This is a genomic window from Pseudarthrobacter sp. R1 (assembly GCF_024494415.1).
Lineage (GTDB): Bacteria > Actinomycetota > Actinomycetes > Actinomycetales > Micrococcaceae > Arthrobacter.
Genome location: NZ_JAMKFI010000006.1, coordinates 92,347 through 109,796, shown reverse-complemented (window position 1 = coordinate 109,796; position 17,450 = coordinate 92,347). Strand labels below are relative to the sequence as shown.

15 protein-coding genes and 1 riboswitch are annotated in these 17,450 nt (G+C 65.3%); of the genes, 9 read left to right on the top strand and 6 right to left on the bottom strand.

What is annotated here, in order from left to right; translation table 11 throughout:
* Positions 1-129: 129 nt before the first annotated feature.
* From M8J71_RS06550 to M8J71_RS06530, 5 genes are all read left to right on the top strand, one after another.
* Entirely contained in the window at positions 130-1,152 is a 1,023-nt protein-coding gene (locus M8J71_RS06550; RefSeq protein WP_256247160.1) for an extracellular solute-binding protein, read from the top strand.
* Complete coding sequence (locus M8J71_RS06545; protein WP_256247159.1) at positions 1,149-2,840, top strand: ABC transporter permease; 1,692 nt, start codon at positions 1,149-1,151, stop codon at positions 2,838-2,840. The genes M8J71_RS06550 and M8J71_RS06545 overlap by 4 nt, the downstream gene beginning before the upstream one ends.
* Complete coding sequence (locus M8J71_RS06540) at positions 2,837-3,997, top strand: ABC transporter ATP-binding protein (RefSeq protein ID WP_256247158.1); 1,161 nt, start codon at positions 2,837-2,839, stop codon at positions 3,995-3,997. The genes M8J71_RS06545 and M8J71_RS06540 overlap by 4 nt, the downstream gene beginning before the upstream one ends.
* A 38-nt stretch (positions 3,998-4,035) precedes the next feature.
* Positions 4,036-6,621 (top strand): AMP-binding protein, encoded by a 2,586-nt coding sequence (locus M8J71_RS06535; protein ID WP_256247157.1) that lies wholly within the window; start codon positions 4,036-4,038, stop codon positions 6,619-6,621.
* Between the two features lie 104 nt (positions 6,622-6,725).
* Positions 6,726-6,908: riboswitch (cyclic di-AMP (ydaO/yuaA leader) on the top strand.
* Positions 6,909-6,915: 7 nt separating this feature from the next.
* On the top strand, positions 6,916-7,701 hold the full coding sequence (locus M8J71_RS06530; protein ID WP_256247156.1) for an NlpC/P60 family protein: 786 nt from the start codon (positions 6,916-6,918) through the stop codon (positions 7,699-7,701).
* Between the two features lie 182 nt (positions 7,702-7,883).
* On the opposite strand, the gene M8J71_RS06525 is transcribed toward M8J71_RS06530, so the two are convergent.
* Together M8J71_RS06525 and M8J71_RS06520 are read right to left on the bottom strand one after the other, a co-directional pair.
* On the bottom strand, positions 7,884-8,447 hold the full coding sequence (locus M8J71_RS06525) for a dihydrofolate reductase family protein (RefSeq protein ID WP_256247155.1): 564 nt from the start codon (positions 8,445-8,447) through the stop codon (positions 7,884-7,886).
* Between the two features lie 77 nt (positions 8,448-8,524).
* Positions 8,525-9,316 (bottom strand): SDR family NAD(P)-dependent oxidoreductase, encoded by a 792-nt coding sequence (locus M8J71_RS06520; protein WP_256247154.1) that lies wholly within the window; start codon positions 9,314-9,316, stop codon positions 8,525-8,527.
* Positions 9,317-9,407: 91 nt separating this feature from the next.
* On the opposite strand from M8J71_RS06520, the gene M8J71_RS06515 reads away from it, so the two are divergent.
* On the top strand, positions 9,408-9,917 hold the full coding sequence (locus tag M8J71_RS06515; protein WP_256247153.1) for a MarR family winged helix-turn-helix transcriptional regulator: 510 nt from the start codon (positions 9,408-9,410) through the stop codon (positions 9,915-9,917).
* 78 nt (positions 9,918-9,995) lie between these two features.
* Here the strand turns inward: M8J71_RS06515 and M8J71_RS06510 are convergent, their stop codons facing one another.
* Complete coding sequence (locus M8J71_RS06510) at positions 9,996-10,901, bottom strand: helix-turn-helix transcriptional regulator (protein ID WP_256247152.1); 906 nt, start codon at positions 10,899-10,901, stop codon at positions 9,996-9,998.
* 145 nt (positions 10,902-11,046) lie between these two features.
* On the opposite strand from M8J71_RS06510, the gene M8J71_RS06505 reads away from it, so the two are divergent.
* Both M8J71_RS06505 and M8J71_RS06500 read left to right on the top strand, forming a co-directional pair.
* A complete protein-coding gene (locus M8J71_RS06505; protein ID WP_256247151.1) occupies positions 11,047-11,316 on the top strand; it encodes an SDR family NAD(P)-dependent oxidoreductase in 270 nt (89 codons plus the stop codon).
* Between the two features lie 410 nt (positions 11,317-11,726).
* Positions 11,727-12,707, top strand: a complete 981-nt coding sequence (locus tag M8J71_RS06500) for an aldo/keto reductase (RefSeq protein WP_256247150.1) — start codon at positions 11,727-11,729, stop codon at positions 12,705-12,707.
* A 90-nt stretch (positions 12,708-12,797) separates the two neighbouring features.
* On the opposite strand, the gene M8J71_RS06495 is transcribed toward M8J71_RS06500, so the two are convergent.
* Entirely contained in the window at positions 12,798-12,920 is a 123-nt protein-coding gene (locus M8J71_RS06495) for a hypothetical protein (protein ID WP_256247149.1), read from the bottom strand.
* On the opposite strand from M8J71_RS06495, the gene M8J71_RS06490 reads away from it, so the two are divergent.
* Positions 12,919-13,935: an AraC family transcriptional regulator gene (locus M8J71_RS06490; RefSeq protein WP_256247148.1), complete on the top strand. Its 1,017-nt coding sequence runs from the start codon at positions 12,919-12,921 to the stop codon at positions 13,933-13,935. The two genes, M8J71_RS06495 and M8J71_RS06490, sit on opposite strands and share 2 nt — an antisense overlap.
* Positions 13,936-14,064: 129 nt before the next feature.
* Here M8J71_RS06490 and M8J71_RS06485 read toward each other — a convergent pair whose 3' ends face one another.
* Positions 14,065-15,570, bottom strand: a complete 1,506-nt coding sequence (locus tag M8J71_RS06485) for an NAD-dependent succinate-semialdehyde dehydrogenase (RefSeq protein WP_256247147.1) — start codon at positions 15,568-15,570, stop codon at positions 14,065-14,067.
* Between the two features lie 101 nt (positions 15,571-15,671).
* A complete protein-coding gene (locus M8J71_RS06480; protein ID WP_256247146.1) occupies positions 15,672-17,351 on the bottom strand; it encodes a BCCT family transporter in 1,680 nt (559 codons plus the stop codon).
* Positions 17,352-17,450 lie beyond the last annotated feature (99 nt).

The following is a 17,450-nucleotide window of genomic DNA, read 5'->3' as shown; positions in this document are numbered from 1 at the left end:
GAGCTCGGCGGGCGTGGCCAGCAAAGTTCTACTGGCTTCACACTTAGGGTGTAGAGGGTGAATTAAGTTAGCCTTACCTTGCCCAATTCGCGTGCGGTAAGAGTACTGCCCCTTTGAGAAGAGCTACGAGTGTCCCGTCGAAGCGTGATCGCTGCCACAGCAGGCCTGACCATCCTGGCGTCCGCCGTAACTGGTTGCGGCATCATCGGTGGGCAGCCTGCCGATCTCCAGATCTACTCGGCCCGCCACTACGACTTGGAGGGCGCGTTCGGGCAGTTCCAGGATGAAACGGGAATCTCCGTGGAATTCATCAGCGGTGACGACGCTGAGCTCCTCGAACGCCTGAAGGCTGAAGGTGAGGACTCCCCAGCTGATGTTTTTATGACGGTGGATGCCGGCAACTTGTGGAACGCGGCCCGTCAGGATGAGCTTGCCGCCGTCGACTCCGCAGCCCTGAACGAAGCGGTGCCGGAGGACCTCCGTGATCCGCAGGGCCGCTGGTTCGGCTTGGCCATGCGCGCGCGCACCGTCACCTACAACCCGCAGAATGTGGATCCCGCTGAATTTGACGCGGCGGACACCTACGCCGGCCTGGCGGACCCGAAATGGAAGGGGCGGCTGTGCATGCGGGACGCCACCTCGTCCTACACCCAGTCACTCGTGGCCAGCCTGATCGACCTGCACGGCCGGGAGAAGGCCCTGGAGATTGCCAAGGGCTGGGTGGCCAACGACGTGCAGATCATGAGCAATGACGTGCTTTTGCTTGAAGCCATCGACGCCGGCACCTGCGATGTGGGGATCAACAACCACTACTACCTGGCCCGGACGCTGAAGGAAAAGCCCGATTTCAAGGCGGAGCTCTACTGGGCGAGCCAGGACGGTGCCGGGACGCATGTCAACATTTCCGGTGCGGGCGTAGTGGAGGGCTCAGATAATGCCGGGGACGCGCAGCGGCTCATCGAGTGGCTCGCCACCAAGGGCCAGAACGCCTTCGTGGACGCGAACCACGAGTTTCCGGTCAACGCGGCGGTGAAACCCGAGCCAGTAATTGCAGGCTTTGGTGACTTCAAGCGGATGCCGCTGAACGCTGAAGCCTACGGCGACCTCAACGCAGGGGCAGTGGACCTGCTCGCCGAGGCCGGATACAAGTGACCGAAACGGCGGTCCTCGCAGAAGCGGGGATGCCGAAGCGCCGTCCACGCCGGACGGCCGGTGCCGGACGCCCTGCGTGGTCCGCACTGGTGGTCCTGGTGGCCGTTGTTGTTGCCACCCCCGTGTTCGCTGTGGTCCTTGATGGCCTGGGCAGTATGGGCGGCACGGCGCCGCCGCGGGACCTTTCCGGCATGGTGCTCACAACCCTGCTCCTGATGCTGGGAGTGGCGGCGGGTTCCCTCCTGGTGGGCGGCGGCCTGGCATGGCTCGTCACCGCCTACCGCTTTCCGCTGCGCAATGTCTTCGCCTGGTTGCTCGTCCTGCCCCTGGCGGTACCCGCCTACATTCTGGGCTTCGTCTTCCTCTCCGTATTCGACGTCTCCGGGCCGGTGCAGTCCGCCCTGCGCACGGTACTGGGTACGGACGTCTGGGTGCCCGACGTCCGGTCGCTGCCGGGCGCTGTGCTGGTGATGTCGCTGTCGCTCTACCCTTACGTCTACCTCCTCGCGCGCACTGCGCTCACTGAGCACGCATCCGGCACCTACGACGCTGCCCGGACCCTCGGTGCAGGCCGGGGACGGGCACTGCGGCGCGTCCTGCTGCCGCTCGCCAGGCCGTCGCTGGCCGCCGGCATGGCCCTGGTGATGATGGAGACGCTCACCGACTTCGCCACGGTGCAATACTTCAACGTCCAGACCGTTTCCGTGGGTGTCTACCTGGTCTGGAAGGGAACCTTCAACTTCCAGGCCGCAACCCAGCTGGCCGTCCTTGTCCTGCTGTTCGCCGTCGCCGTGCTGGCGGGGGAGCGGGCACTCCGCGGCCGGGCACGCTATCACCGGCAGGGCGGGAGGGGTCAGGGCCTGCAGCCGGAAACGCTCCACGGCGGGCGCGGTTGGGCCGCCGCAGCTCTCTGTACGGCTGCCGTCAGTACAGGCTTCCTGATCCCCGTCCTCCAGCTGCTGGGCTGGGCCGTGGGCGGGGCGGTCAAGAACCCCGGCTTCCTCGCCGATCCGCGCTTCGGTGAGTACATCGTCAATACCCTCCTGGTCGCAGCGGTCACCGCCGCGGCCTGCGTGTTCCTCTCCGTGGCAGTGGGGCACGGTGTCCGCCTCAGCGGCGGCAGGTTCATCTCCTCGGCTGCGCAGCTCACAACCTTCGGATACGCCGTGCCGGGTGCCGTCGTGGGCATCGGCGTCCTCATCTCCTTCGCGGCTTTGGATGATGCACTCGAGGCTGCCGGCGTTCCCGGCGGCACCGGACTATTGGTCACCGGTTCGGTCCTGGGCATTCTTTACGCCTACGTGATCCGTTTCCTCGCACCCGCGTACCAGGCAGTGGACGCGAGCTTCGCGAAAATCCCGGCAACCCTCACTTTCTCGGCCCTTAGCCTGGGCGCTGCCCCGCGGCGCATCCTGGCGCGGGTGCATGTCCCCCTGGCGCGGTCCGGGATTGCCGTGGCGTTGATGCTGGTGGCAATCGACGCCGTCAAGGAGCTGCCCATCGTGCTGCTGCTCCGGCCCTTTGGATTCACTACGGCGTCCGTCTGGGTCTACGAACTTGCCCGCGAAAACTTCTGGGAAAAGGCGTCGCTGCCCGCACTGGTGATCGTCGCGGCCGCCGTCCTCCCCGTCCTGGTCCTCGTCAGGCAAGCCCGCCGCGATGAAACATCTGGAAAGGCCTCGGCATGACCCTGCGCATGGCACACGGAAATCGTCTTGCGGGCAGGGAGACTGCTCCGGCAGCGCTGGTCTTTGAAAGCGTCAGCAAGCACTACGGACGGGCCGTAGGCGTGGAGATGCTGGACCTCGCAGTGCCGGCTGGCGAGCTGGTCACCCTGATCGGTCCGTCGGGCTGCGGCAAGTCCACTACGCTGCGCCTCGCCGCAGGCCTGGAACGGCCGGACGGGGGCACCATCCGGGTGGCCGGGGACGTCGTGGCGGGCAAGCGCCACTTCGTCGAACCCGAGCAGCGCAGGGTGGGGTTGGTATTCCAGGACTACGCACTGTTTCCGCACATGACCGTGGCCCAGAACGTCGAGTTCGGGCTGGACCGGCTAAGCCGCGGTGATCGCAAAGCGCGGGCCGGGGAAGTCCTGGACCTGGTACGGCTGACCCATTTTGCGGGCCGGTACCCGCACGAACTTTCCGGCGGGGAACAGCAGCGCGTGGCCCTGGCCCGCGCCCTGGCGCCCCGCCCCGCCGTCGTCCTCCTGGACGAACCATTCTCCAGCCTGGACGAGTCGCTGCGCGCGCAGGTGCGCCGGGACACTGTGGCAACGCTGCGCGAGGCCGGCACCACCGGCGTCCTCGTCACCCACGACCAGACCGAGGCGCTCTCCGTCGGCACCCGGGTGGTGGTAATGCGCGGCGGCGTCATCGAACAGGCGGACACGCCGGAGAAGGTCTTCGAGCAGCCGGCCACCCGCTTTGTGGCCTCCTTCATGGGCGACGCGGACTTCCTCCCGGCGCATGTGCACCGCGCCCTGCTGACCTGCGAGATCGGCGTCGTTTCCACTGTCCCGGGCTGGGCCAACAGCGAAGCGGACGTAGATGTGGTGCTGCGGCCGCACGAGGTGGCGCTGCACCCGGACCCCAACTCTCCGGCGCGGGTGTCCGCAGTGGAGTACCACGGCGCCTTCGTCCTCCATTACGTGCGGCTGGCCTCAGGACGCACGGTGCGCTCCTGGCAGCCCCACACCGTCCGCCATCCGGTTGGAACAGCGGTAGCGGTGACCGTAGCGGCAGGCACCACGCCCACACTGCTGTTGGGCGACCATGCCATCACATCCCCACCCCCGGGCAGCTCATTGAAGCAGCGGTCGCCCGAGCCCGTCCAGCTAAGTTAGGCCAGTTTTATGTCCCCACATATCGCCCCGGTGACGCGTTGACCGCGCAGCCAGACCTCGCCCGGGCTGCCTTCACCGACCTCGCCCGCCACGGCGACCGATCGGCAGTACTCACCGCGGACGGCGTCCTGTCCTACCGGGAGCTTGCCGCCCGCGTGGACGACGCCGCAGCCCGCCTGGGAACAGCACGGCGCCTGGTGGTGCTGGCAGCGCGCAACGATCTGGACTCGCTGGTAGCGTACCTCGCCGCGTTGTCGGCCGGCCACGTCCTGTTGCTGGCCCCGGCGGACAAGCCGGAGGCCCTCGCGTCCCTCATGGACGCTTATGACCCGGACGTTCTGCTGCGCTCCGGCGACGGCCACGGGGTGCCCGTGCTCGAGGAGCGGCGCGACGGCTCCCGGCACCACCTGCATCCTGAACTGGCGCTGCTGCTCAGCACCTCAGGTTCCACGGGCTCGCCGAAACTGGTGCGGCTCTCGCATACAAATCTCACAGCCAATGCTGAGGCCATCGCCGAGTATCTGGGCATTGGGCCGGACGACAGGGCCGCCACCGCGCTGCCCCTGCACTACTGCTACGGCCTGTCAGTTGTTAACAGCCACCTGGTCCGCGGGGCAGGGCTGGTCCTCACTGACCTCTCAGTAGTGGATCCCTGCTTTTGGGATCTCTTCCGGGAACGGCAGGCCACCTCCTTCGCGGCGGTTCCCTACACCTTCGACCTCCTGGAACGGGTCGGCTTCGCGGACTCGGACCTGCCGCACCTGCGCTACGTCACCCAGGCCGGCGGGCGGCTGGCACCGGAGAAGGTGCGCTCCTGGGCGGAAACCGGGCAGCGCCGCGGCTGGGACCTCTTCGTGATGTACGGAGCAACGGAAGCCACCGCCCGGATGGCTTACCTGCCGCCTGACCTGGCGGCCGACCATGCCGAAACCATCGGCGTCCCCGTACCGGGCGGTTCCTTCCGCATCGAACCGGTGGAGGACCTGGCAGACGGGGAACTGGTCTACAGCGGCCCCAACGTGATGCTCGGTTACGCCGAGCACCCCGGGGACCTGGCACTGGGCCGGGAAGTCCACGAACTGCGCACCGGCGACCTCGCCCGGCGGCACACGAACGGCCTGTACGAAGTGGTGGGACGGCGCAGCCGGTTCGTGAAGATTGTCGGCCTGCGGGTGGACCTCGGCCAGGTGGAGCGGATCTTCGCCGACATGGGGATCACCGCCGCCGCCGCCGGCACCGATGATCGCCTGGTGGTCGCCGTCGAAGGCGGGCACGACGGCGGTTTGCTCGCCAAGTCCCTGGCCGGCACGCTTGGGCTGCCGCGCGCCGCCGTCGTAATCCATGCCGTGGAAGCCCTCCCGCGCCTGACCACCGGCAAGGTGGACTACCCGGCCGTCCTGGGACTTGCCGCTCCGGCGCCCGCTGCTGCGGGTGCCGTCGGCACCGCCCGCGCCGCAACCGCCAAGCCGGCACCGGAGGGCCCAACCCCCGCCGGCAACCCCGACGACATCCGAAGTATCTTCGCCGACGCCCTGGAATGCCCCGTTGTGGGAGACGACGACACGTTCGTCTCCCTTGATGGTGACTCGCTGTCCTACGTGGCGGTCTCGGTTCAGCTGGAACGCGTCCTGGGACAGCTTCCCTCGGACTGGCACCTATTGCCCGTGCGGGAATTGGAGCGCCGCCGGAAGCCCAGGCGGTGGAGCCCCTTTTCCTTCCTGGAAACCTCGATTGTGCTGCGGGCCGTCGCCATCGTGTGCATTGTGGCCACGCACGTGGAGCTGATCATGTTCCAGACCGCCCACCTGCTCTTCGTGGTGGCCGGTTACAACTTCGCACGCTTCCAGTTGGCGGACCAGCGGCTCCCGCGGCTGCGCCGCCAACTCCGCGGGGCGGCCCGGATAGTTCTGCCCTCAACCGCTTTTATCGCCGTGGCCTACCTGCTCACGGACCGCTACAGCGTTGCCAATATCTTCCTGCTGAACGCCATAGTTGGGCCCGAGCAAGTAACCACGCAGTGGCATTTCTGGTTTGTGGAACTGCTGGTGTACATCCTGCTGGCCGTGGCAGCGCTCATGGCCGTGCCCTGGGTTGACCGGGTGGAGCGCCGTGCGCCGTTCGCTTTCGCCCTGGGGCTGGTGGCCATCGCGCTGCTGAGCCGGTACGACATCGTGGATCCCGGCCTGCCCAAGCCGCCGCCGGTGTTCTGGCTCTTTGCGCTCGGCTGGGCGCTCGCCCGGGCCCGCACGCACTTCCACAGAATCACTGTCTCGGTCATCACCCTGGTGACGCTGCCGGGGTTCTTCGGCAGCACCGTCCGCGATGTCACCGTCGCGGCAGGCATTCTGCTGCTGGTGTGGGTGCCCGCCCTGCCGGTGCCGGCGGTCCTGCGCCGGGTCACCGGCTGGCTGGCGGCGGCGTCCCTGTATATCTACCTCACCCACTGGCTGGTCTACCCGCTGCTGCTTCCCATCAATCCGGTCCTGGCCGTCGTCGGGTCCCTCGTGCTGGGGGTGGGCTACTGGGCGCTCTGCAGGTGGTTGCCCACTACGGCAGCATTCAAATGGGCGGGGCGGCGCTTCACATCGTTGCTACGTCCAGTTGGACGGGAGCGATCGACGTAGGTTGCAGCCCGAAAGCCGTTATGCAAATGTGACAAGTGGGGCTGGTGTGATGTAGGGTCTGAAACCGTGCCCGTTTCTCCGAATGCGGCACTCCTGAGCAGACTTGCCTAACTCTGCCGCTGCCCGGGATCCGTTCGCAAAATCGTCCGGCAGAGACGGGGAAACCAATATCGGCCTGCTTCCGGCAGGCCTTGGGGTGAAGCCGTGCCTGATGCATTCCGTGCATCACCACGGCCGGGTGTCTCCCATCCGAATCCGACAGCTAACCTCGCAGGCAGTGGGAGAGGCCCTTTCATGCCCAATGGCAAAGCTCACGGCCGCCGCCGCGCGGTCCCCGTCCAGACCAGCCCTTTGGCGGTCCTGTCCAAATCCGTCGCTGGCCACGCCGGCGGTGTAGGCCGCCAGGCCGCCGTCATCGCGGCCGCTTCCGGCCTCGTCCTGACCAGCGGCATCGCCGCCCAGGCAGCAGACGCCCCAACCCAGCGCGAAGCCGAGCCGGCATCGAACCTCGAAGTCACCAGCCAAGTGCAAACCCCGCTCAGCGCAGACGCCACCGTGCAGATCTCCTTCGAGCGTACCGCCGACGAGGCCACTCCTGCCCCCGTCGTGGAAGCACCCAAGCCGGTCGCCGTCGAGGCCCCCAAAGCGGCCGCTCCTGCCGCTTCTACCGCCGTAAAGACACAGGCCGTTGCGCCGGCCAAGGCCCAGGTCACCGTTACGCCCGCTGCTGCCGCTCCGGCTGCTGCCCCGGCAGCAGGCGGAATCAACGCCACCATGCTGTCCTCCGCTTACGCGCAGATCGGCATGATTCAGGACTGCACGCGACTGGTCGAAAATGCCCTGAATGCTGCAGGGATCCCGGTCGGTGACCTTGGCCCGATGCAGTTCATGAACTACGGCACCGTCGTCTCCGATCCCCAGCCCGGCGACATGGTCATGCAGCCCGGCCACGTAGGTATTTACGTCGGTGACGGCCAGGTCCTCAGCTCCGGCCTGAACGGCAAGAACGAAACCGCCGTCCACCCCCTGTCCTGGATGACCTCCAAGGGCGGCGTCACCTTCGTCCGCGCAGGCAAATAGAAACCACTGAAGGCCGGTGAGTCAAATGCCTTAGGGGCATTGACTCACCGGCCTTCAGCATGCCCTCGGCATAGTGGGAGCATTGCCATTTCCGCCGTATCGCGTGGTTATGTTGCCCCATGCCTTCCCGACCTTCGGCCGGGGTGTGGCCAGCCGTACACAGTGAACGCCTCGTGGGGCACTCAGCGCCTGGTCGCATACCTGGTCATGACCACACCGTCGGGAAACTTCCGGGTCTCCACCAGGTTCAGGTTCACCCAGTTGTCCAAGGCTGTGAAGAACGGCGTGCCGCCGCCCACCAGGACCGGATGGGTGACCATCAGATATTCGTCGATCAGCCCGGCCCGCATGGCCGCCGCGGCGAGTGTGGCACCGCCGATGTCCATGAAGCCGCCGTCATCGGCTTTGAGCCGGGTGATCTCCGTGACCGCGTCGCCAGTGGCCAGGCGGGTGTTCCAGGCGACCGTGCGGGGCGTCGAGGAGAACACCATTTTCGGCATGTCCCGCCAGCGGCGGGCATACTCGATGTCGGCAGGCGTGGCGCCGGGCTGCTGGTCGGCCGTCGGCCAGTGGGAGCTCATCGCCTCCCACAGTTTGCGCCCGTACAGCGCCAGGCCCGTAGCCCCCACCCGGTCGGACCACCATTGGAACAGTTCGTCGCTCGGGGCGCTCCAGCCGAGGTCGTCCCCGGGCGCGGCGATGTAGCCGTCCACGCTCACGTTCATGCCAAAGGCCAGGTTACGCATGGCGACAGTCTCGCCCGCGCCGGTATTCCTTGTACAGACCAGCGCGCGCCGTAAAGCACGCCCCGACCCAGCGCCGGTCAAAGTGTTGCGGTCAGTACTCCGCCGTCAGCGCGCACGGCAGCGCCGTTCGTTGCAGAGGAAAGCGGGCTCGAGAGATAAGCGGCGAGAGCCGCAATTTCGTCCGGCTCGATGAAGCGCTCAAGCAGAGACGTCTGGTTCCCGCCCATGATCAGCGCCTTCAACTCTTCGGTGGAGAGTCGCTGCGCCTCGGCAATACCGCGGACCGTATTGGCTACGCCGTCTGAAAAGGTCGGGCCGCCCAGGATCGTGTTGACCGTCACGCCGGTACCCCGGGTGAGCTTGGCGAGGCCGTTACTCAAAGCGAGCATTCCCGCTTTGGTCACGCCGTAGTGCGTCATGTCAGCGGGTATGTTTACACCTGATTCGCTCCCTACAAAGATGATCCGGCCCCACCCTGCGCCGATCATCCCCGGCAGCAGCTCACGCGACAGCCGGACTCCGCTCATCACATTGACGTCAAAATAGCGCGACCAGTGCTCGTCGGGTATTTCGGCGAAGGGTTTTAGCTCGAAAAGGCCGACGTTGTTGACGAGGATGTCGACGCCGCCGAGAGCAGCGAGCAGGCGCTGCACCTGACGGGCGTCCGAGAAGTCCGCCGCAATACCGGTCACACTCCCGCCGGGAACTTCGATTTCGAGGTTCTTCACCGCTTGCTGTACCCGGCTGTCGTCACGGCCGTTGATAACGACCGCGACGCCCTCCCGGAGGAGGGCTTTCGCGATCGAATACCCGATACCCTGCGTTGAGCCGCTTATGAAGGCGCGTTTGTTTGCCAGCTGCATGTCCATTGTCGTTTAGCCCTTCAGATTTTACTTGCTCAAGCAAGTAAAGTTAGCGGCATTTTGCTTGCTCAGTCAAGCAACCTTGTAGGCTGTATGAATGAGCGATGCCAGCCTCCCAGACCGTCTCGCAGGAGCTGACCTAACCACATGGGCGGCCCTTGCGACGGTACTGGAGTGGTTACCGCCCGCCCTCGACGCCCCCCTGGTTCGCAATTTCGATCTCACGCACTTCGAGTACGGCATCCTGTTCGCCTTGGCTGACGCTCCGGACCACGCGCTTAAGATGACCGTCCTGGCCAGTTATGCAAACAGCTCGCTCTCACGGCTCTCTCGAGCCGTGGCGCGGATTGAGGGCCGGGGTTGGGTCCAGCGGAGTCGCGATCCCTTGGACGGTCGCTCGACCTTGGCCACCCTGACCCAGGCAGGGCTGGAGATGCTCGAAGAGGCCACTCCCGTACACGCTCAGACGGTCACCGAATTAGTCCTCGAGCCTCTCACCAACGCCCAACGGCGCCAGCTGCGGGAGATCAGTCTTCGGATCCAGCGAGCCATCCGGGAGCAGGAGGGATGGCAGCCTCCACGGCCTTCCTCGTCCGACGGTGATTAGCCTTGAGCTGATCGAAGGATGAGCGCACCCACGGCTGCCTTCAGCGTTCGCTTGGGACGGGCTTTTACAACCGCAGCATCAACTGCCAGGGATGTGGTTGATGGCCGCTTCGTCGTTGGATTTCACCTCGATGCTGTTAGCAGCGGCCCAATTAGCCAGCAACTGCAGCCCGTCGTGGGACGCGGAGCCTGGTTCCGCGGAGAAGACCAGCATCTGGAGGCTGTGGTCGGAGGCCAGGTCCAGGCCGAGGTAATGCAGGTCGAGGTCGCCAACGATGGGGTGGTGGACGCTTTTGATGCCGGTGCGATGTTCCCGGACGTCGTGGGCTCCCCAGAGTTTCGGGAAAAGGTCACTGCGGGTTGAGAGTTCGCCGACGAGGTCGCTGAGCTGACGGTCGTAGGGGGATCGGCCCGCTTCGACCCGGAGGAGGGCGACGACTTGGCGGGCGGTCGATTCCCAGTCCCGGTAGAACGTCTGTGCACTGGCGTCGAGGAACACGAAACGTGCTGCGTTCACGGGTTGCCGGGAGTCCTCGAACATCTCTGAGAAGAGAGCCCGGCCGAGGCGGTTAGCGGCCACGGCGTCCAGCCGGCCGTTTTGCACGAACACCGGGACGGTGGACATCGCGTCAAGGGTCTGCTGCGGGGTCGGGTTGATCTGGGTTTTGCGTGCCGGGCGTCTGCGGTGCGGGTGGGCGCCGGCGTTGGCTGCGCGGATGAGTTCGTAGAGATGTGCGTGCTCGGCCTCATCCAACTGGAGGGCCCGGCTGACCCCATCGATGACGGCCTCGGACGCTCCCTTGGCATTGCCGCGTTCCAGGCGTTTGTAGTATTCCGAGCTCATCCCGGCCAGGAGGGCAACTTCTTCCCGGCGCAGGCCAGGGACGCGGCGCCGCCCGCCGAAGTCAGGCAGGCCAACCTGTTGCAGGGTCAGCTTGGCCCGCCGCGAGACGAGGAATTGGCTGAGGTCGTCCTGGTTGTCCATGGTCTCGAAGGTACTCCACCTCGCGCAAGCTGACGGGTCCCTGCCAGGGAACCTCTAGGTAGTCTCGTTAGCCCACGCCTTGGCCGGTTGACTTGAATCATCAGCCGCCCCGGACGGGCCGGTTGGGATTGAGAGAGGCATCATCATGACCAACGTTTGGTTCATCACCGGAGCCGCCCGCGGCATGGGCGTCGACCTGGCCAAAGCCGCCCTCGACGCCGGCCACCGGGTCGTTGCCACTGCCCGCGACCCTGCCAAAGTCACCGCAGCCCTCGGCGAGTATGAGAACCTGCTCGCCCTGTCGTTGGACGTCACCGATGCGGCGGCCTCGGCCGCCGCCGTCGAGGCCGCCGTCGGACGCTTTGGAAGCATTCGTCGAGGGCGCATCCTCCGTTTGGCCGGAGCTGGTTATTGACGACTATGCCGAACGCACCAGCCAGACGGTCAACGCGTGGAAAGCCATGAACGGCCAGCAGGGCGGAGACCCCCGCCAAGCTCGGCTCAGCCCTGGTAACCATCGCCGCCATGGACACCCCGCCGTTGCGGTTCTTCGCCGGAGCAGACGTCGTTGCCGGCGTCGAGCAGAAGGCCCAGCTCCTCCTAGACCAGATAGAAGCACACCGCGACCTGTCATCTGCCCTGGTTCCGGAACGCCGGCAGGCGCAGCGAGCGGGATTACAGCCCTACCCGCTTCAGCCTGGCCTGGAATCCGTGCCCCCGGGCACCGCCTGCCCGAAAACCAATTCCGCCGTCGCTGATCCTCCGTTGGTCCGCTGCGGCCCACGCCCACGTCCCAGGCATTGAAACCAGATAAAGGAAAACACCATGAAGAACGCACTCCTCGGGAACCTCGAAGTTTCCGCGATCGGACTCGGCGCGATGACCATGGCCGGCACCTACACCAGCGAGGGTGCCCTGAATAATGCGGAGTCGATCCGCACCATCCACCGTGCACTGGATCTCGGGGTCACCCACATCGACACGGCCGAGGTCTACGGTCCATTTTTGAGCGAAGAGCTCGTCGGCCAGGCGGTCAAGGGACGCCGCGACCAGGTCAATATCGCCACGAAGTTCGGCCTGGTTTCCCATTCCCGTGGCGGCCCCGGCGTGATCGACAGCAGTGCGGCCAACGTGAAGGCTGCCGTCGAAGGCTCCCTCAAGCGTCTCGGCACCGACCACATCGACCGGTACTACCAGCACCGGGTGGACCCCAGCATCGCCATCGAGGAAACCGCCGGGGCCGTCGCGGACCTGATAACCGAGGGCAAGGTACTGCACTTCGGACTGTCCGAGGCGTCCCCGGAGACCATCCGCCGTGCCCATGCAGTGCAACCGGTCACCGCCCTGCAGACTGAATACTCCCTCTGGACCCGCGACGTGGAGGAGGAAATCCTGCCGCTGCTGCGTGAACTCGGCATCGGCTTTGTCCCGTACTCACCGCTTGGACACGGCCTGCTCACCGGTCAAATCCGCTCCGTGGACGACTTTCCCGACGACGACTGGCGCAAGACCAACCCACGCTTCACTGGCAACAACTTCCGCCGGAACCTCGCGATCGCCGACGAAGTGAAGGCTATCGGCGCCGAGAACGGCGCGACCCCCGCACAGACAGCCCTCGCCTGGCTGCTGACACGTGGGAACGACATCGCCCCGATCCCCGGCACCCGACGGGTCTCCCGGGTCGAGGAGAATACCGCTGCCGCCGGCATCGAACTCACCGGCTGCCAGCTGAACCGGCTGAACGCGCTCCAACCCGCCGCGGGAGAACGCCACGACGAGGCCAACATGGCATCCATCGACCACTGAACCCCGGCGGTGGGTACCCCCCCCAAGTACCCCCAGGACGCGGGAAAGGCCGGCCCCTGCGGGAGCCGGCCTTTCCGTACTTACGCAACTCTAGGTGTTTTGGACGTTGGTTTTGGCGTCGGTGGCGCGGTCTTTGACGTCGGTGACGGCGCCTTGGCCTTCGGCTTTGACGTTCTGGGCGGCGTCGGTGGCGGTGGCTTTGACGTTGTCCATGGCTTCGCACCTGCGGGATGCTCCTCTTCTTCAGCAAAATTGTTCTGTCGCAAGTCCAATTTTCCCTGAAAAGACGGGCATTTCGTGTTTAAACCGCCGTCGGCGCAGCAGCCATCATCGGTGGATCAAGGCTAAGACTCCTGTGTCCTTCAATCCTTCAGCTATCAATCTTGCCGGGCCGGGCTTCAGCCTCATAGAAATGCACAACGCCCCCGCATTGGGCTCATGGGCGTCGAATCCCGACGCCACCGATGTGCGCCTGGCCTACTTCCGTAAAGCGCCGGGACTAACACTCGCTCTCAACGGCGTGCCGGAGCCAATATCCCCAGGCTCCGTGAGATTCATCGATACTTCGCGGGGCGGACACTTTGAAGCGCCCGAAGGCTTTCACGCTTTGCAGCTCAACATTGATCGCAGCAGCCTGAACGTGAGCGAGGCCGGGCTGGGCTCCCTGCTTCGCCTGCCTGACCTCGCACAACACCCAATTGTGGGCACTTTCGTGATCCCCGCACTGATGAGCTGGAAGCGGCCGGGCATCGACCGCGAAGCACCGGGAGCCGCGGACATCCTCCGATCCCTGATGGCAACCCTCGTGGGCTCCCTGCTCGAAACGCCAATCGATGAAGAGGCGCAGAGACCCGTACTCAGTCGGGCTATCAAGAAATACCTTGATGCCAGTTATGACAACGCCGATCTGGACGTAGCCATGGTCGCCGAAAGGTTCAACCTCTCCCGTCGATCTTTGTTCTACTTTTTCGAGAATGAAGAACTCCGCCTGGGGGAGCGCATACGCGCCTTGAGAACGCGGAAAGCGCTCGAGCTCCTCCTGCAGGCCGATGCCAAAAGGATCACCTACTCAGAAATTGCGGCCTCGTGCGGATTCACCAATGTACAAAGCATGCGCCGCGCGGTGAAGGAGTTTACCGGGATGAACGTAAGGGAAATCCATCGATCTGAGACTGTCGTTCATGTCGCGCTGCAACAACTGCGTGCGTCGCTGAGTCCTGGCCTTTGACCGAACTGTCCGAGCGGAGATCGAGTGCCTGGCTCAGGCTCGAACAGGAACTTTGGTTCTTGGAAGGGACCGCAAATGAGATTCTGCCAGCCGTACGTGAAAGACCGGCAGAATCTTTTGCGCGGGCAATTAATCCGCGTAGGGGTCTGCGATGCCGATGTATTGGGTGGTGGTGTATTCGGCGATGCCTTCTGATCCGCCTTCACGCCCAAGGCCTGACTGCTTGACGCCGCCGAAGGGTGCTGCGGCGTTGGAGATGACGCCGGCGTTGAATCCGACCATGCCGAATTCGATCTGTTCGGCCACCCGCAGGAGGCGGTTGAAGTCGCGGCTGTAGAGGTAGGACGCGAGGCCGTATTCGGAGGCGTTGGCCAACTTGATGGCATCCTCCTCGGTTGTGAAGGTGGTGACGGGGGCGACGGGGCCGAAGATTTCCTGCCCCAGGATCGCTGCGTCGTTGGGGACGCCGGCGAGGACGGTGGGCTGGTAGAAGTAGCCGGGCCCATCCACGGGTGCGCCGCCGGTGACGGCTACTGCTCCGGCGTCGACGGCGGCGGTGACCAGGGCGTGCACGTCCTCCCGGGCGCCGGCGTCGATGAGCGGGCCGACCTGGGTGGCGGCTTCCGTGCCGCGGCCGGTGGTCAGGGCGCCCATCGCGGCGGCGAACTTGGCCGTAAATTCCTGCGCGACGGATTCGTGGACGAGGAAGCGGTTGGCCGCGGTGCAGGCTTCGCCCATGTTCCGCATCTTCGCCGCCATGGCCCCTTCAACAGCCTTGTCCAGGTCCGCGTCCTCGAACACGATGAAGGGGGCGTTCCCGCCGAGCTCCATGGAGGTGCGCAGCACGTTCTGCGCCGCGTCGGCCATGAGGCGCTTACCCACCGGGGTGGAGCCCGTGAAGGAGACCTTCCGCAGCCGGGAGTCCTTCAACAGCGGCCCGGAAATACCGGACGCGGAGGACGACGCGACGACGTTGAGGACGCCGGCGGGCAGGCCGGCGTCGAGCATGGTCTGCGCGAAGTACTGGGCGGTGAGCGGTGTGAGTTTGGCGGGTTTGAGGACCGTGGTGCAGCCAGCCGCGACAGCCGGCGCGACCTTCCGGGTTGCCATCGCGAGCGGGAAGTTCCACGGAGTGATGAGCAGGCAGGGTCCGACAGGCTTGTGCTGGACCAGGATCTTGTTCTTGCCCTCGGGCGTGGTGAGGTAGCGGCCGTAGTCACGGACGGTTTCCTCGGAGAACCAGCGCAGGAACTCCGCCCCGTAGGTGACTTCGCCGCGGGCTTCGGCCAGCGGCTTGCCCATTTCCAGGGTCATCAGCAGGGCGAAGTCGTCGGCGCGTTCGGTGACGAGGTCAAAGGCCCGGCGGAGGATCTCGGCCCGCACCCGGGGTGGGGTCCGCGCCCACGAGGCTTGGGCGGTGTCGGCGGCGTCCAACGCTGCAATCGCGTCCTCGCTGGTAGCGGAGGCGAGCGTGGCGAGCACCTCCCCGGTGGCGGGATCGTGCACATCGAATGTGCCGCCGTCGGACGCCTCGCGCCACTCACCATCGATTAATAGGCCGGTCGGGACAGAGTCAAGGAGCGCGGCCTCACGCTCGGAGAGGATGACAGGGGATATTGCGGGGGAAGTGGTCATTCGGGAGATCTCCTTTGAAGAAACAATTTCAAGGGCAGGAAGTTAACGCGGTGACGGCGGCGGGGGTGCTCCCGCCGCCGTCACCTGTCTGTCAGTGGTGCTTACGTCTCACGCTTGAGGATGCTGCTGAGGTCCCGCTGGGTCAGGGCGCGGGTGCCCTCGAACTGGGGGTCTTTCCTCAGCTCCACCACCAGGCCGTAACCGAGGAGGGCGACGATCACGGTGAACGGCAGTGCCGACAGCATGGCTGCCTGCTGGAGTGCGCCCAGGCCTCCGACGATCAGGAGAACGACGGCGCAGAGACCGGTGAGCAGGCCCCACGTCGTCAGAACCGGCTTGGTCGGCTTGAGGGTCCCGCGGGAGGACATCATGCTGAGCACGAATGTGTTCGCGTCAGCGCCGGAGACGAAGTACATCACCACCAGGAAGATCGCCACTACGGAGGTGATGCCGGACAGTGGGAGTTCTGCGAGGGTGGCGAAGAACGCGGAGTTGACGTCCTCCAAGGCGGCGGCACCGATCTGGCCGCCGTTATCCATGTCGAACTTGATTGCCGAGCCGCCGAAGATGGTGAACCAGGCGAAGAACACGACGCTCGGAACGATCATGACGCCGGCGATGAACTGGCGCACGGTGCGTCCCCTGGAGATCTTGGCGAGGAACACCCCAACGAAGGCGCCCCAGCTCAGCCACCAGGCCATCATGAAGTAGGTCCACCACTGCATCCACTGGACGTCGTCAGGGGTGCTCGGCGTCAGCAGGCTCACCGCGAAGAATTCGGAGAAGTACTGACCGAGGGAGCGGAAGAACAGGTTGGAGATGAAGTTGGTAGGGCCGGTGAACAACACGAAGAGGCCCAGCCCGGCAGAGAGGACCATGGTGCCTTGGCTCAGGTATTTGATGCCGCGGTGCACTCCGGAAAGTGCGGAGAGCGTGAAGATGACAGTGATGACGGCGATGATCAGGATCTGGCCCAGAAGGCTGGAGGGAATGCCGAACACCCGATCGATACCTTCACCGATCTGTGAGGCACCGAGCCCCAGGGAGGTGGTTGTTCCGAAAAGGGTGGCGATGATGGCGAAGATGTCGATCATCTTGCCGAACCAGCCATCCACCAGCTTGCCGAAGACCGGTCGGAGCATCGGGGACACCAGTCCGGCGTTGTTGCGGCGGTGCGTGGAGTAGGCGATGGCGAGGCCGAAGACCCCGAACACGGCCCAGGCGTGCGGACCCCAGTCGAAGTAGGAGAACTGCATGGCCCGGACGGCGGCTTCCATGGTCCCGGCCTCCGCCAGGCCGTGCGGCGGCGCGGCGAAGTGCGAGATGGGCTCCGCGACGCCATAGCTGATCAGGCCGATGCCCATGACCGCGGAGAGGATCATCGCGAGCCACGACCAGGTGCTGAAGTCAGGCTTTGCGTCGTCGGCTCCGAGGCGGATGGTTCCGAACCTGCTGACGCCAATGTAGATAAGGAGACCGATGCAGCCGAGGGTTACGACGAGGTAGCTCCAGCCGACGCTCTCAGCGACCCAGTTCATTGCCGCGGTCATAACGGCGCTCAGGTTTTCGGGGGCCAGTGATGCCCAGGCGGTGAACGCGCCGATGAGGCCAACTGATGTCCAAAAGACTGCCCCTGGCCTGTGCCGGAGGCGGTCGGCTGTGGCCATCGGGGTTTCGGTTGCCTGCTCAGTAGCAGCAGGGGAGTGCGATGCCTTGCTGTTGTCGCCCATGCCGGGGGATGTTTTATCCATCAGATCCTCGGCATTTTTGATGTGGGTCATGAGTGCTCCAGGTTGCAGTGGCGCTGCATAAGTTGGTTTGGGGAGGCCTCCGGGGGCGGAGGAGGTAGGCGCCCGGACCAGTCCGTGGGGGCCGGCTGG

Excerpts from the sequence above, each read along its gene's own strand:
- M8J71_RS06540 (WP_256247158.1), top strand. The coding sequence starts at position 2,837 with ATGACCCTGCGCATGGCACACGGAAATCGTCTTGCGGGCAGGGAGACT.
- M8J71_RS06530 (WP_256247156.1), top strand. The coding sequence starts at position 6,916 with ATGCCCAATGGCAAAGCTCACGGCCGCCGCCGCGCGGTCCCCGTCCAG.
- M8J71_RS06525 (WP_256247155.1), bottom strand. The coding sequence starts at position 8,447 with ATGCGTAACCTGGCCTTTGGCATGAACGTGAGCGTGGACGGCTACATC.
- M8J71_RS06520 (WP_256247154.1), bottom strand. The coding sequence starts at position 9,316 with ATGGACATGCAGCTGGCAAACAAACGCGCCTTCATAAGCGGCTCAACG.
- M8J71_RS06515 (WP_256247153.1), top strand. The coding sequence starts at position 9,408 with ATGAGCGATGCCAGCCTCCCAGACCGTCTCGCAGGAGCTGACCTAACC.
- M8J71_RS06510 (WP_256247152.1), bottom strand. The coding sequence starts at position 10,901 with ATGGACAACCAGGACGACCTCAGCCAATTCCTCGTCTCGCGGCGGGCC.
- M8J71_RS06505 (WP_256247151.1), top strand. The coding sequence starts at position 11,047 with ATGACCAACGTTTGGTTCATCACCGGAGCCGCCCGCGGCATGGGCGTC.
- M8J71_RS06500 (WP_256247150.1), top strand. The coding sequence starts at position 11,727 with ATGAAGAACGCACTCCTCGGGAACCTCGAAGTTTCCGCGATCGGACTC.
- M8J71_RS06490 (WP_256247148.1), top strand. The coding sequence starts at position 12,919 with ATGGCTTCGCACCTGCGGGATGCTCCTCTTCTTCAGCAAAATTGTTCT.
- M8J71_RS06495 (WP_256247149.1), bottom strand. The coding sequence starts at position 12,920 with ATGGACAACGTCAAAGCCACCGCCACCGACGCCGCCCAGAACGTCAAA.
- M8J71_RS06485 (WP_256247147.1), bottom strand. The coding sequence starts at position 15,570 with ATGACCACTTCCCCCGCAATATCCCCTGTCATCCTCTCCGAGCGTGAG.
- M8J71_RS06480 (WP_256247146.1), bottom strand. The coding sequence starts at position 17,351 with ATGACCCACATCAAAAATGCCGAGGATCTGATGGATAAAACATCCCCC.